The 13,539-nt window shown below is 61.0% G+C and carries 21 protein-coding genes; 6 read left to right on the forward strand and 15 right to left on the reverse strand.

All coding sequences use genetic code 11. The annotated features are described in order from the left end of the window. Positions 1–410: 410 nt before the first annotated feature. The 15 genes from NO932_RS11660 to NO932_RS19375 all read right to left on the reverse strand — a co-directional run bounded on the left by NO932_RS11660 (position 411) and on the right by NO932_RS19375 (position 10,628). Positions 411–1,334 carry a toprim domain-containing protein gene (locus NO932_RS11660; RefSeq protein ID WP_309207502.1) on the reverse strand — a complete coding sequence of 308 codons (924 nt, stop codon included), beginning with the start codon at positions 1,332–1,334 and terminating at the stop codon, positions 411–413. Next, positions 1,331–2,908, reverse strand: coding sequence for a DEAD/DEAH box helicase family protein (locus NO932_RS11665; protein WP_309207503.1), 1,578 nt, complete (start codon positions 2,906–2,908; stop codon positions 1,331–1,333). Before NO932_RS11665 ends, NO932_RS11660 begins: the two co-directional genes overlap by 4 nt. Next, positions 2,905–3,255 (reverse strand): hypothetical protein, encoded by a 351-nt coding sequence (locus NO932_RS11670; protein WP_309207504.1) that lies wholly within the window; start codon positions 3,253–3,255, stop codon positions 2,905–2,907. The genes NO932_RS11665 and NO932_RS11670 overlap by 4 nt, the downstream gene beginning before the upstream one ends. Further along, positions 3,248–4,237, reverse strand: a complete 990-nt coding sequence (locus NO932_RS11675) for a hypothetical protein (protein WP_309207505.1) — start codon at positions 4,235–4,237, stop codon at positions 3,248–3,250. Before NO932_RS11675 ends, NO932_RS11670 begins: the two co-directional genes overlap by 8 nt. After that, positions 4,234–4,830 (reverse strand): hypothetical protein, encoded by a 597-nt coding sequence (locus NO932_RS11680; protein WP_309207506.1) that lies wholly within the window; start codon positions 4,828–4,830, stop codon positions 4,234–4,236. The genes NO932_RS11675 and NO932_RS11680 overlap by 4 nt, the downstream gene beginning before the upstream one ends. After that, entirely contained in the window at positions 4,827–5,816 is a 990-nt protein-coding gene (locus tag NO932_RS11685; protein ID WP_309207507.1) for a DNA methyltransferase, read from the reverse strand. Before NO932_RS11685 ends, NO932_RS11680 begins: the two co-directional genes overlap by 4 nt. Then, complete coding sequence (locus NO932_RS11690; protein WP_309207508.1) at positions 5,813–7,207, reverse strand: helicase; 1,395 nt, start codon at positions 7,205–7,207, stop codon at positions 5,813–5,815. The genes NO932_RS11685 and NO932_RS11690 overlap by 4 nt, the downstream gene beginning before the upstream one ends. A 3-nt stretch (positions 7,208–7,210) precedes the next feature. Further along, complete coding sequence (locus NO932_RS11695; RefSeq protein ID WP_309207509.1) at positions 7,211–7,729, reverse strand: hypothetical protein; 519 nt, start codon at positions 7,727–7,729, stop codon at positions 7,211–7,213. After that, positions 7,726–8,034: a hypothetical protein gene (locus NO932_RS11700; RefSeq protein ID WP_309207510.1), complete on the reverse strand. Its 309-nt coding sequence runs from the start codon at positions 8,032–8,034 to the stop codon at positions 7,726–7,728. Before NO932_RS11700 ends, NO932_RS11695 begins: the two co-directional genes overlap by 4 nt. A gap of 50 nt (positions 8,035–8,084) precedes the next feature. After that, a complete protein-coding gene (locus NO932_RS11705; RefSeq protein ID WP_309207511.1) occupies positions 8,085–8,435 on the reverse strand; it encodes a hypothetical protein in 351 nt (116 codons plus the stop codon). 525 nt (positions 8,436–8,960) lie between these two features. Continuing rightward, positions 8,961–9,266 carry a hypothetical protein gene (locus NO932_RS11710; protein ID WP_309207512.1) on the reverse strand — a complete coding sequence of 102 codons (306 nt, stop codon included), beginning with the start codon at positions 9,264–9,266 and terminating at the stop codon, positions 8,961–8,963. Beyond that, positions 9,263–9,403, reverse strand: coding sequence for a hypothetical protein (locus NO932_RS11715; protein WP_309207513.1), 141 nt, complete (start codon positions 9,401–9,403; stop codon positions 9,263–9,265). Before NO932_RS11715 ends, NO932_RS11710 begins: the two co-directional genes overlap by 4 nt. A 1-nt stretch (position 9,404) precedes the next feature. Next, the gene (locus tag NO932_RS11720) at positions 9,405–10,046 is read right to left on the reverse strand and encodes a hypothetical protein (protein WP_309207514.1); all 642 of its coding nucleotides are present in this window, start codon (positions 10,044–10,046) and stop codon (positions 9,405–9,407) included. 11 nt (positions 10,047–10,057) lie between these two features. Further along, positions 10,058–10,303 carry a hypothetical protein gene (locus NO932_RS11725; protein ID WP_309207515.1) on the reverse strand — a complete coding sequence of 82 codons (246 nt, stop codon included), beginning with the start codon at positions 10,301–10,303 and terminating at the stop codon, positions 10,058–10,060. A gap of 163 nt (positions 10,304–10,466) precedes the next feature. After that, positions 10,467–10,628, reverse strand: a complete 162-nt coding sequence (locus NO932_RS19375; RefSeq protein WP_375142885.1) for a hypothetical protein — start codon at positions 10,626–10,628, stop codon at positions 10,467–10,469. On the opposite strand from NO932_RS19375, the gene NO932_RS11730 reads away from it, so the two are divergent. From NO932_RS11730 to NO932_RS11755, 6 genes are all read left to right on the forward strand, one after another. Beyond that, positions 10,551–11,483 carry a S24 family peptidase gene (locus tag NO932_RS11730; protein WP_309207516.1) on the forward strand — a complete coding sequence of 311 codons (933 nt, stop codon included), beginning with the start codon at positions 10,551–10,553 and terminating at the stop codon, positions 11,481–11,483. The two genes, NO932_RS19375 and NO932_RS11730, sit on opposite strands and share 78 nt — an antisense overlap. Beyond that, on the forward strand, positions 11,480–11,752 hold the full coding sequence (locus NO932_RS11735) for a hypothetical protein (protein ID WP_309207517.1): 273 nt from the start codon (positions 11,480–11,482) through the stop codon (positions 11,750–11,752). The genes NO932_RS11730 and NO932_RS11735 overlap by 4 nt, the downstream gene beginning before the upstream one ends. Beyond that, on the forward strand, positions 11,749–11,976 hold the full coding sequence (locus tag NO932_RS11740) for a hypothetical protein (protein WP_309207518.1): 228 nt from the start codon (positions 11,749–11,751) through the stop codon (positions 11,974–11,976). Before NO932_RS11735 ends, NO932_RS11740 begins: the two co-directional genes overlap by 4 nt. A gap of 9 nt (positions 11,977–11,985) precedes the next feature. Then, positions 11,986–12,561 carry a hypothetical protein gene (locus NO932_RS11745; protein WP_309207519.1) on the forward strand — a complete coding sequence of 192 codons (576 nt, stop codon included), beginning with the start codon at positions 11,986–11,988 and terminating at the stop codon, positions 12,559–12,561. 369 nt (positions 12,562–12,930) lie between these two features. After that, on the forward strand, positions 12,931–13,113 hold the full coding sequence (locus tag NO932_RS11750; RefSeq protein WP_309207520.1) for a hypothetical protein: 183 nt from the start codon (positions 12,931–12,933) through the stop codon (positions 13,111–13,113). 27 nt (positions 13,114–13,140) lie between these two features. Then, positions 13,141–13,539: a hypothetical protein gene (locus NO932_RS11755; RefSeq protein ID WP_309207521.1), complete on the forward strand. Its 399-nt coding sequence runs from the start codon at positions 13,141–13,143 to the stop codon at positions 13,537–13,539.

Raw genomic sequence — 13,539 nt, forward strand, 5'->3', positions numbered from 1 at the left:
TTCAGGCACACTTCGCCCGTGCTCGGGGCAAAGTGTGCGCTGGGGTTCGTGCTCACGAACTGGGATGCCCTTAGCGACACCTGGATTACATGATTGCCTTTCGGCTCGGACCGGGGTTGCCCTGTCGGCCCTACATGCGCTTCGACTGGCAGCGGCACCCCTCAAAGGCCAATCCAGGCGACCAATGACGGGCTGCACCTCGTTTCCGGATGCGTCCAGTGTGGGTGATGATGTCCCTGCGATCGAGGCCCGTCCTGTATTCGGGTCTGCTCGCCCCGTGAGGGGAGTTGTGCAGGCTATGTGTCGCTGTTGACCGGCGCGACGAGCGGCTTCACCAAACCGATCCCGGAAGCGTTTCGGCTTTCGCCTACATCCGCTTGGGCCATGACATCTTGAGGCCCGTTTTGCGGTCACATCCTCGCCTCCCGTATCAGCTTGGAAAGCACCCGCTGAACGGCGAAGATGCCTTCGGATTGGTGAAGGTCATTGAAGTCGGTTTTTACGATCGGCGGCATCGCATAGGGACGCCCAGCCTTCCGGGCGAAGAACTCCCCTGCCCCAAGCCCGTCGAACTGCTCCGGCTTTGTCTTCGGAGGGGCATCGTGATCCGCTGCGATGTAGCAGCGCCCCTTGATCGTGCTGGCCACCTTCGCAATGTTGGATGCGGAGAAGCACACCAGGATCGTGTCCTTGCGGCTCAGACCCTTGAGGGCGGCGCGGAGGGAAAGTCCGGTGGCATACCCCTCGCAAAGCCATGTATCGCCGCCAGTGGCGATCCTGTGCGATGCGCGGCCCATGTCACCGCCGAACAGAAACTTCTTTGTCCCGTCGCGCCAGATGAGCTGCACGCTGGTAATGGAGCCGTTGACGCGGGCCGGCACCACGACTGCCTCACAGGCCCCGTCGGGCACCATGTAGTCCCCAGCGATCTCGGCCACCTTCTCAGCGGCGATCACTGGCGCCCGTTCGGATGGGAATCCTTTGCTGCCCAGATATGGGTGGGTGCCCGGCTTTGATGCTGCGATGATCTTGGTGGCGATCGCCGCGGCGCGTGCTGATTTCTCACGATCCTCGCGCTGATCTTTCGCCCGCGTCTCCGCAAACCGCTTCTTTTCGGCTGGCGTGAACTCATCCTTGAGCCATACCGTGGCCTTGTCGCCGGTTTGCCAGTTCATTGCCGTGACGCGGAACTCGTCACAGATCAGCCGACCATCGCCTTTGCCATTCTTGGCCAGCGTGTCGGCCTGGACCCACTTGCGCATCGCAACGCGGCCGCGCGGGGGAATAACTCCGACGGCGGCACATGCTTCGCTGATGGCTTGCTCCAGCATCATGCCGCTTTCCTCGCGCCGCCCTTGCGGAACCGGGCAATCTCACGCTCAATCAAGCTGTATTCGTCGGGAGATACCTTGCTGGCGTCATAAGGGGCGTCGTAGAGCCCGCGAGGCAGCTTGGCGCCGGGATAGATGCCCTTCCAAACACCGAACGCCCAGCGGCGGGCATGGTCTGCCCCTTTCCGGCTGTTGGCGTGGGTATAGGCCAAGGCCGCGTTCCAGATGCTGCGCGGGCTCTTGAGACAATCCGCCCTCAATCCCTTGCGCGGCTGGTAGGCTTCCTTGGTGCTGATCTCGAGGTCGATAAGCTCGCCCTGCACGATCTGGATTTCGCCCCGCTGGGGACGTTCCCAACCGCACTCCTGGCAGGTATCGCTCCCCGGCTCCATCTGGGCGCTGCACTCTCCACAGAACCGCTCGTGCTTTGTCTTTTCAGTCGGCTCGCGAACCTCGCTGTCCTTCTTTTGGGCACTGGACAGACTGTCGACTCCGTATTCGTAGAGCCAAGCGGTATCGTCAGCGAAGGAAATGCAGTTTCCGGAGTGATCGAGCCATAGGCCGAAGTCCTTCCCCGGCGCGATACGCATGACGCGCCCCATCTCCTGAATATGGTTGGAGAAGGACTTGCGGTAGGGCCGGCAGGAAATGCCGCAAAGCACGTCAGGAACGTCAAAGCCCTTGGTGAGAACTTCGCACGACACCAGCCCGTCAATGGCGCTGTCGGGCTTGCGGAACTCGGCAATCTTGTCCTTGCGATCGTTCGTTCCGTTGTCGAGGTAGCTGATCTGCTGGAAATTATACCCGGCTTCCGCGAACTGGCGGCAAAGCTCGGCGCCGTGCTTGACCGAAGGCGAGAACACGATGGTCTTGACCGGGCCGCCGAAGTGCTTGGCGGTCTGTGACACCCAGGTCTGCACCACGTCACCGATGATGGTGATGCCGCGCTGGCCAGCGTCCTCTTCCTCGTATTCGCCCGTGAAAGTCTTTTTGGCGTCTTTCATGTCGGGCGTGACGCAAGCCTTGATCTTGAGCGGCGCCAGGAATTTCTGCTTGATCAATTCGTTAACTGTGATCGAGTTGACAAGCCCATCCCATTCGTCTGCCATCCCAGCAGTGAAGGGCGTTGCCGTCAGGCCGATCACCTTGGCCTCGCTGGCGCGCTCGATAAGGTCGATCGTTGACTTGTAGCGGGCATGGCACTCATCAACCACAATGAGGTCAGGCATCTCGCGCACTGACCGACGGGCCAGTGTCTGGGCACTGACGATCTGAACCTGCTTGCTGCTGTCGGTCATGAAGTGATCGGCCTGGATCACGCCATAATCGATGCCATAGGGGTCGAACCGGGCCATGGTTTGATCGACCAGCGTTACCCGGTCCACGATGAACCAAACCCTGGAGCCCTTGCCGATCGCCTCAAGGATCAGCTTGATGGCCGTTTCGGTCTTGCCCGATCCGGTGGGGGAAACGAACACCTGCCGACGCAATCCGCGGCGGACGCCATCGCGCAGACGCTCGATCCCATTTTCCTGGTACGGGCGAAGCTCGATCTGTTTTGGCTCGAAGAGGATCATGCCGCCCTCCGAACCGGCGCTTCATCCAGCATCCGTCCGCATGTATCGAGAAACCACGTCCAGTCGAGCTCGTTGACGCCCTCGGGCCGGGTCTTGAAGAGGTATTGCGCAAATTGCTCGGCCCACTCTCTCGGGGCGCCGCCGTCGAATTCGATGATCGCGGCGCGTTCCTCGAACTGTGCTTCCCGATCGAGCCAGTCGGCAATCTGCTTGCCGTTCTGCTTGATATAATCCAGCGCCCCAGCCGGGAGCTTTTTGCCGTTAATGAGCTTGAGACGCCCGCCATCCAGCATCAGGTTGGCGCCATTGGCGCGAATGCGAGCCATGAGTGCGGGGATATCAGCCATTGACGACCTCCCCGGTGTTGATGTCGATGATGATATCGTTGGACCAGCCGGCCTCTTCGGCCCGCTTGCGCCACATGTCCGCGCTGCGCTTCCAACCCGCCTTGTCGCGGCTTTCCGTCTCGACGCGGGTCAGTAGGACACGGTTTTCCTCGCGCAGATCGGCAACGACTTTCTCGAACCCGCCCTGCTCGAACTGGACCTTCATATCCTGCCATTTGGCATTGTCGGCCTTGAGCGCCGCCACTTCGGCCTCAAGCGAAGCATTGGCCTCGCGGAGCTCTTCGTTCTCTGCCTGGAGTTGCGAAAGCAAGTCAGCGCCACGCTCGGCTTTCTGTTGCCGCGCCTCGATCGCAGCTTCCTTCGCTGCCTGCTGCTGCTTGATGGATTCTGGCAGCGCCGCTCGGGCCTGCTCACGCTCTTCGTCAAACTTGGCTTGCTCGGCTTGGCGTGCTGCCTTCTCTTCGGTCTTACCGGCCTTCCCGATATTGGCCGTTTCCATCTTGGCCGTGGTGCCGTGCTTGGTGGTGTATTCGCGGGGCTCACTGGAAACGTTACCAGTGACCGGACGCAACTTACCAACGAACACATGGGACACTTGGCACTGTCTGGCGATCTCGCGATCCGACCACTGCGACCATTCCTCGTCATTGAGGAGCGTCATCACGGCGCGGCGCTTGTCGTCATTTGTGCGGCGAAGGCCATGGGAGGAATTGGCCCCTACGCTGTAGAGGATCGCTTCGCGGCGTGTGCCCTGGTGGATTTCGGCCTCGATCTCCACGGCGCCGGCGGCACGGTAAGCCTCCACTCTATGGAAGCCGTCGGCCAGCCAATGTTCCTTGCCATCGAAGAACACAACCACGGCGGGGAAGTCGGTCCCGTCGCGGACTGTCTGCGCATAATCCTCGACCACAGCGTCATTGAGCGAGGCTCGAGACTGCGTTCCGCCGTCGGTTCTGATCTTGGAGAGTTTGAGAGCGGTCATTGCGCACCCCCGGAAAGATCGGGGACAACCTTGCGCGATGCTCTGGACATGCCGCCTGGCATGGTGTTTTTGTAAGCCGTCATTGCCGCGCGGTCCTTTCGTTCGGCAGTGGAACTGGCCCCTGCGCTAACAGGGGCTTGGGACAGTGGCGGCGGGGTTTCTCGGCCAAGAGATTTTGACCCCGCCACCACGGCGTTTTGTTCCCTTAATGTACCTGATTGCTCGCTCGCAATTCCAGCTTTTCGGCCTGACTTTCCCCGCTTACCCGCATTCTCCTGTGCATAGATCGCGGCAAGGGCCTTTCTCGCGCCTTTGGCGGCTTTCCGGGCGATGGCAATGCGCCGATCGCCCTCGTCAAGCGCCCACATTTCGTTGATCTTGTGCCCGGTCTGACGGACGGACATATCAACGCCGTTTGCCAGCAGCCGGGATCGGACGAAATGAATCGATACGATCAGATCATCAGCAATCTGAGACGTAGTGAGGCCCCGGCGGTAGCGGCGGACAATGGTGCAGTCGAGGGAGGTGTTGGGCTTGCGCCGTTCTGTGGCTTTCCGGTCCGCCTGGGCGGCGGTGATGATGTCGATGGTCATGCAGCAGGCTCCGCGAAAAGGCTGTCCGTCTTGGCCCGCTCCAGGTCAGAAATGTTCCGCTTCGCCTGGGCGAAATAGGATGGCTTGAGCTCAAAGCCGATGCCCTTGCGGCCCATCTCCACGGCGCTGTAAACCTCGCTGCCGATGCCGAGGAACGGGGTCAGAACCGTTTCATTCGGCAGGGACCAAAGGTCGATGCAGCGCTCAATCACGTCGAGCTGCAGGGGCGAAATATGAACCTCGTCCTTCTCGTCGCGGCCGCCACGATATTGCAGGGTGCGGGTCTGGTTTATGTCCATCCAGACCGGCGAGGCGTACCGCTGCCAGACAAGGATCGACTTCCACTTGTCATAGGGCCAAGGTTCTTTTCCATTGGCGCGGAACTCGCGGGCTTCCTTCTCGTAGGCCTCGCGGCTCACGTCGAGTCCGGTGCCGATATAACGATCAAACGGCCCGTCAACCGGCTCCATGTTCTCGCCAGGCTTGCGAAATGAGACGATGTAGTCGGCCAGCCCCTGCCCGCTTATGGTGCTGTCCTTGAGGATTTGGGCGTGGAGCAGCCGGATTGATTTCGTGCGCTGCTGCGCGACAACCGGGTCTTTCCAGATGCAGACCTCGCTATGGAAGATCCACCCTGCATCGATATAGGCCTGCACCACTTCACCGCGGAAGTCCCGCATGCCAATAAACCCGTCGCGGGTCTTACTGGTAGGCAACTGCATGCAGTGCACCGAATGGATGCGTCCCGGTTTGGTGACGCGCAGAAGCTCTTGAATGAGGAACTGGTAATGCGTCCAGAACCCATCCTTGTCGTTATTCGAGATATCCCGATCCGAATTTGAGAAGCGGTACAGCCCCTCAAAGGGTGGGCTGTGGATGCCGAAGTCGATACTGTCGCCGGGGATGCCCCGGATCAGTTCGCAGCTATCGCCTAGGTAGATTGCATATCGGTCGGTAACGACCTGCTCGATTGCCTTGATGGTCATGCGGCGACCTCCAGAAAGCTCGGCAGTTGCATGGGAATGGTGGGGTTGTAGTCAGACCGGGTGCGGGCCATGCCGCGCACAACCTCAGCGGAAAGGTCGGCCATGTGCTCCACCATGGCGGCGGCCATGCGCTCGGCGTCCCTCTCCTTGCGGCGAAGGTTTGCAACTACGGCTCCCTCGGTTTCGGCGCTTATGAAATGGACCGTGACGGGCTTTTTCTGCCCAAAGCGCCAGAACCGGCGTTCGGCCTGATAAATCTGCTCGAAGCTGTCATTGAGCCCGACGAAACCGGTATCGGCGCAATGCTGCCAATTCATTCCGAAACCGGCGATCGAGGGCTTGGTGATCAGGACGCGGATATCGCCGCTGGTGAAGTCGCGGAGCTTTCGTTCCTTGGCGTCGTCGCTGTCCGATCCCTTGACCTCTACCGCACCAGGGATAGCTGCTGCCAAGGCCTCGCTCTCGGCATTGAGATTGCACCACCACACGAAAGGGCGATCGGTCGGCGTAATGGACGCGGCAAGCTCCACTCTCTCTCCCACCGTATCTCGGCGGGCGGCAATGCGCTCCTGCATCGTCCGCGCTTCCATCGGGAACAGCAGCCCGGTTTCCATGCTCGGGGCATATTCGGCCGAAACAACGTGCTGCTGGCGCTTGAGCGGCGGCAGGTCGTATCCCTCGTCGGAATACCCAAGATCGGATGGCTTGCGGAGCATCACCGCCCAGGACGCCATCCACTTCCAGAACTCGGTCTCGGCGTGACCCTTGAGGCGCCACTTTTGAGTGTCGCCGCCATCGTGGGTAAAGAACGTTGCCAGCATGTCGGTGTAGGACATGGCCCCGAGGAACTCGGCATGGTTGCCAAGCTCCATGAAGTCGTTCGGCGCCGGCGTGGCGGTCGCGGCGAGGCGGAAAGGAACGTCTGCGCAATCCTGGATAAGTTTGGTGCGATACTTGCCGTCGGTGCTCTTGAGGATCGAGCTTTCGTCCAGCGCAACGCCACCGAGTTCACCCAGGGCGAAGCGGTCAAGCTTCTGATAGTTCGTAACCTCGATCACGCCATCCGACTGCGCATTGACCACACGGGCAGGGATACCGAAGGCGTCGGCCTCGCGCTCGTGCTGGTGTGAGACGGCCAGCGGCGCCAGGAGAAGAACGGGCTTGCGAGTATAGCGAGAGACCTCATGCGCCCACACAAGCTCCATGAGCGTCTTGCCCAAGCCGGTGCCGGCAAATATCGCGGCCCTGCCCCGGCGCAAAGACCATTGGGTAATGTCGCGCTGGTGCGGAAACAGAAACTCCGGCAGTTCGATCCGATCGGTGATGCCGGTTGCCGGATCAACCATCGCTTTTGCGGCGAGGAACTGTTCATACGAAACATGCGCGTTCATCCCTCACGCCTCCATGAGCGCCGGGCGGGCCAGCGATGACGTTTCGATGGCATAGAGGGCGATAAGCGCCGCCTCTGCCCGTCCATCGTCTTTGGCGCGGGTGAACCACGATGCCTTGTCGGGCCAGCGGCGGGTGGCAAGCTGACGGGCAGCGCCCTTGTCGGACGACAGGCGGAAGTGCTTCTTCCACTGTGCCGGGGTCGGGTTCTCGATCCGCATTTCGAACGCACCAGCGATGCCGTGAAGTGCCCCTGCCCCGAAACCAAAAGTGAAGGACGACACGCTGCCCTCGCCGGGCCGGGACGCCACGCGCTCGATCACAGCCAGCGATCCGGCGAAGGGGCGCACGAAATTGCCCACGGCATGGACGTTGAGGTGCGATTTCTTCTTCGCCTTGCCTGCGACCTTCTTTTCGGTCTGGAACACCGGCATGTCGTGAATGTCGATCAGGGCGCCTGATGCGTCGAGAACGGCAATGGCACCAGAGACGCCAGGGTCAAAGCCCACAACATGGCTGCTCATGCGTCTTCAAGCTCCTGTGCGGGGGTGGATTCGATGACGGCGCAGGTGGGGCAGTAGAGATTGCCGTCATGGTCGATGCCGTATTCGTCGTGGTTGCCGATCGCAGCACCGCACTCGCACCGGTCGCGGTATCCACCCGGCAGGCACTCGCTCACTGTGGCGATCATCTCGTCCACCTCACGCATGCCGGCCTCGGCTTGGGCCCAAGGCAGATTACGGAGCCATCCCTTAGCGCGGGCGCCCATGTCCATGACCTCACCGATCATTTCGCGGGTGAGCGGTTCAGGTGCGGCCAATTTCGTCATCGTCCTGCTCCTTGATCTCGGGCGCGATCCATTCGGCCCATCGGTTGCCTTTATCGATCAGCCATCTCGCCAGGCGTACGCGCAGCAGCACGGGCAACAATCGACGCCAGCCGCGCGGAACGCTCCTGGGATTTTTTGAGGGCATTACGGGCCTCCTGAATGGCCATTTGCTCTAGGTCCCGCATCTCGTAAGCGTCGATGCGGCCCGCCTCCTCGTCCACGATCGAGCGCACACGGCGTTCGGTCCATTGGCGCTTGCGGAGGCGGATTACGTCTTGGGGGAGGCTGCGCTCGACACGCTTCACGGCCTCAAACACTGCCCCGATGACGCGCTTCCGCGGCGTCGTGTCGAGGGGCCAAATTTCATCAATGATGTTTCGAGCAGCCGATACATCAGACATGGCTTCGCTCCTGGGATCGGTTTCCGCGTCCGTGGGACGTTTTTCCAGCATCGTGGAATGCCTTCCGTGCTTTTGTTGAAGCACTGGACGAACCGAGAAACGAAAGGCCCATACGATGACCAGCCGAAGCGCAAATGCCGCCAAGCAACTCATGCTTCCGCTGGAGGAATTCCTTGCCGGTGAGGCAGCGAGACGCGCGCCAAACCGGGAACCGCGACAGGTGGGCGAGTGCTTGCCCACATCTGTCCGCGATGTGATTGAAAGGGTTGGCCAGAGACGCCCGGAGGGTGCTGGAGGACGTGACGTCCCTGGCCGTCGCGGCGGGGAGGTCACGCCGCGAAAAGAAACTGAGGGCAAAGGGACCGAGCCCGAAGGCCCGGCCAGTTTTGCAAGGGCCGTCAACGCAGGTGGGGGAACCTTTGTTGACTTCCCGATGGCGGAATTGCCGACCGGGACGAAGCACACCGGCGCCGGGCATGGCGTGGTGGTGATGTGCTTCGTGATGGTCGGTGAGGCGGAGCATGGTCATGCATGCTCCGGGGATGAGGACGGGACGTGGATTCCGTTCTGAGCGAGGCCACGATCTGCGATCGCCTTAAACATGGCGACATCATCGTCTTGGGAAATGATCGGTCGAAAAGCCTCTGCAGCGTACCAGCAATCAGATGGGCGCTCCTGGAAGCGCAGAATGACGCTGCACTTGACCAACGGGCTCGTGTCGACCTCTGCGATGGTCATCACCGTGTCTATGGCAATCCCAAAGTCATGCGAGGCGCCCAACGGCACCACGCAGACCACCTTCGCCCCAGGCGCAGCCCATGCGTATTTCATGACATGGCTCCGATCTCGATCATGACCCAGAAGCCAAACCCGACCAGCAGAAGGCCAAGCGCAAGGGCGCAGAAAGCCTGTACGCGGGTGGAGCGGCGCTTGAGGGTGGTGGTGTGGGAGAGGAGATCGAACGCCATTTTACGCGGCTTCGCTCTCAACTGTAGGCTTGCGCGGCTCGAAGTCCAGGAACTTCGGGAAACCCCTGCCGCCATCCCAGCGCATTGGCATAAGGAGGCCGATCACATGACCTGCGGCATGGAAATGAATGAGCGCGGGACCGCCGGCACTACCTGTCTCGATGCGCATCCTCGTGTTGCCAGCAACGAGCTTGCCGGCAGCGGCGAACGAGGCGAAAAGGGCCGAGTCGAACGCGTCGTGTCCGCCCGCGCTGTCAGCGCCGGCCATTGCTCGACGCCAGTCGGGGAAAGACCCCTCGATCTGCCATTTGGGCATGATTGCAACCGGCGTTCCGGCAGCGTCTGTAACTGTGGCAGGTTCGCCTTGGCTGGCGATGACGCGACGAGGTCCTTCCTCACCCCTGCCCGGCTTGCACGCCTTAAGCTGATCCTTACCGAGGCGGCAAATGACGCTCCCGCCTTCGATAGTCCCGGTCTCGTCGTGGCAGACCAGCATCCGGTGCCCGTCTGTGGCGACGATGAACACGCCTCCATCGGCGCGCGGCTCGATATGAACGCCGTTGAGGTAGTAGCGCGTTTCCTCGCTGCTCTGGAAAAGAGCGGCTGCCGAAAAAAGCGTGGCGTCTACGTTGAACGATCCCATCGTCTGGTCTCCTATGCAGCCTGTGTCTTGAGGGGTGAGCTTGCCTTCCGCCGCTCGGCGCGCTTCGCTGCCGCGTCGGCCTTGGCCTGTTCCTTCGCAAGTTCGCCGTTCCAGAAGTCCTGGGCGGCGTCTTTGACGCTCTGTTCAGTCGGGCCGCGCCACACCATCGTGACACTGTCGCGGATCACGAGGCAGGCCATATAGCGGCGGTGAGCGGGGGCGGCTTCGGAGGTGTAGATGTCGATGGGGAGGGTCATTCGGGCAACCTCCCGACGATCAACGACCCCACAAACCAAACCTGGGAGATGGCGAGCGGGGCCCAATACGTGCTCCCGCGCTCACCAAGCATGAACCCGGCTATGGCTAGGACGAGGAAAATGGCGCCGAATATAAGCGCTGCCAAAGAAGCGGTTTCGGTTCTCATGCTGCAACCCCGCGCGCTGCGAGGTTGGCCTCGAACAGGTCTTGGGCAGTGCATCCGGCCAAGCGAATGATCGTAGGCCAATGGCGATCGGGAATGCCGATCTTTGGCCATTTGTACACGGCGTCGGGCTGGAACTTCTTGCCGGTATCGGACGCGATAGCGACTGCTACCGCCTTCGCTCCGCCCGCTCGCTCGATGATGGTTTCGATCTTCATAAGCTCACCTCAGTTGTGGCAAACTTATTGGATTTTAAATCCATGATCAAGGGGGCAGATTTCCAAACCGGAAATTTTTTCGGCCACTATGATCCAGATATGCAGTGGTTCGAGAGATTACAGGCCCGAATGGATGAGCTTGGCTGGAGCAAAGCCGAGCTTTCGCGCCGTTCCGGTGTGCCCTATGACAGTGTGAATAAGTACCTGCGCGGGAACATTGAGCAACCGCGAGGTGACGCCATTGATCGGCTTGCCGGCGCAATAGGCAAGACTGTGCTTTGGTTGCGTGATGGGATTGATGCCCCCGATCCGGTTCGCCAGCCGGACGTTGAGGGCTTCGACCGCTCCGCGACTATGCGCATTCCGGTGCGTGGCGAGGTCGCCGCCGGCCAGTGGCTTGAGACGGTCCCGTTCCTCGATGACCTGCAGCTTGAGGACTGGCTGGACGGCCTGGCGGTCCCGGAGGCGCTAAAGCCCTTTACCTACGCCTTGCGGGTGAAAGGTTCCTCCATCAATCGCTTGGCGCCAGATGGCACTTATCTTGTCTGCCTCGACATCACCTCGGGCGTGGAGATCCATCATCGCGACGTGGTTGTAGTCGAGCGCATCCGCGACCAGGGCGCTTTGCGCGAAGTTACCGCCAAGCGCCTTCTCCAGCGCGGCGACGAAATCGTTCTCGCGCCCGAATCGGACGATCCGGCATGGCAGACCGAAATCGTGCTTAAGGACGACCCCTACCAGATGGATGCCGAAATCAGGATCGTGGCGAAGGTCAAACATGTGGTGAGGCCGCTATGAAGGCTCTGGTCGCACTCACCTGTGCCGCTGTCCTAGGCGCCATCGGGTACTTCTTCTGGGGAGAGTACGAAGCTGCACAGGAGCGGGAGCGCATCGCTCACTTCGAAGCGGCGCGATCTGCTTGCCTCGACCAACTCGGCCAGTTCGCCGCCGATAACTACCGCGGCGATGCAACGCCAGATCAGAGGGCGGCGGTTATGGATTGCGCCGGGTACATCACGCCCGACGATGTCGAGGCTGCCGGCCGATCGCTGCTGGCCGCGCCATGAGCGAGGACGGCGAGAGCGACGACGATTTCGAGCGTCGTGTCCGCCTTCTGGCAGCTCGGCGGGCGCAGGAGATCGTCTTACGTGAGGGCGCGGCCCTCGCTCTATCGGCCCGCGATCTCGATGAGGACGCCATAGCCGCAGACAGCCAGCTCCTGGCCATAGCGATCGCTCAGGCCATTGTGGACGCCTATGCGGGCAATCTGGGTGGGGATGAGGACGAGTAAGGGGGAGAGATGGCTTGGGAGTTGGCCACGAGCATCTTGGGGCGGTTGCTCGATTGGCGGGGCGGCATCGTCTATGACGCCGATTTCCGCGAGTGCGAGACTGAGCCAAAGAAGTGGCCGGCGATATGGCTCCACGCCACGATCTACAACCGGACCCCTGCCCCGATCTATACCAGCCATTTTGAAGCCGAGGGTGACGAGTTCCTGGCCATCCACATAGGGCGGCCCGAAAAGCCTCAGATCGCGTCGTCGCGCGTCGGCAACTCGATCACGTTCCCCGAGCGCCGAATAGAGCCCCAAGAGAAGTTATCCTTGGACTTCCTCTTGTATCCCAACTGGCAACGGCTCGACATGGAATTGCCGCAGCCGCAATCGGGTTTGAGCGGACAATCGGCGGGCATGGTGGCCACGTTCCACACGCGATTGAGGCTCGATTCCAAGGCTTCGATGCGCCTACCCAATGCCACCGAACGCGCATACAGCATCGACAGGGAAACGATCAGCGCCAAGGCCAAGACTGCCGAAAGCATGGCCGGGAAAACAGCGCTGAGCCATTGGATGAGCGATTCCACCGATCCCTCCTAAAGCGCGCCTGTCGGCGCTTTCTCGCGCGTGTGTGCGTTTACACATTTCAGAGGTTGAGGATTAGAAACAACCTCTGTGGAACCCTTAAGCTCTAGCTCCTGAGTTCGTGGAAGCGCCCGTCAAGGGCGCGCTTCCCGTTCGTCGATGCCTCGTTACACTCGGCATCTCCTCACTCACCACCGCTACGACATTGTACCGCGCGAGCGTATGCGTGAAAGGTCTGGTGGTCAATCCGGTCTGGCAACTTTTCTGGATTTTATTTCCGAACCCCCATTGACGCGCCTGTTTATTGGATTTAAATTCCAGATACTCACCGGGGACGAAGAAGCGCACCGCGCCGATCTCCCCAACACGATGGAGACAGTGGGAATGCCCAACAAGTTCAACATGGAAATCCGCATCGCTCAGATGCTGCAGCGCGTCGGAGCCAAGCAACTCAAGACCGAAGCGGATCGCATAGATGAGCTTCTGAGGGCGGGGCGTGTATCGCCCTTCACGGCCCGCAAGATGCGCGAGACCGCTCCCATCCGTCTGGCCTACCTCGCCGCCTAACCCCTCACCCAACCCACGAGGTCTGCCATGACCCAGTTCATCCAGAGCAGCCAGGATCAGATCACGGTAGCCGAGATCAAGCTCGAGCTCGGCCTGTCGGGCAATCACCTCGACGCCCTGATCGAAACCGGCATCGCCTACGGCTCCATCCAATACCCCCGTTCGCGGTCGGAAACATGGTTGGTCGAATGCAACGATCAGTTCGAGGCCGCATGTGATCGCCTCGGCAAGATCAAGGGCATGGGTCAGGAGCGGTTCTGGCAGGGCAAGCCCTTCCGTGAGGTGACCACCCTACCCGTTCCCGAGGCTATCCGAGCCGCCAAGGCATGGGTGATCCGGTGGGCGATGAAGCAGACCGACATTCTCGATGCCCTTGATGCGCAGCAGCGCGCAGATCGCGCCGCTTATGCAGTCGCGGCTGAATAG

The organism is Pelagibacterium sp. 26DY04 (assembly GCF_031202305.1).
Classification (GTDB): domain Bacteria; phylum Pseudomonadota; class Alphaproteobacteria; order Rhizobiales; family Devosiaceae; genus Pelagibacterium.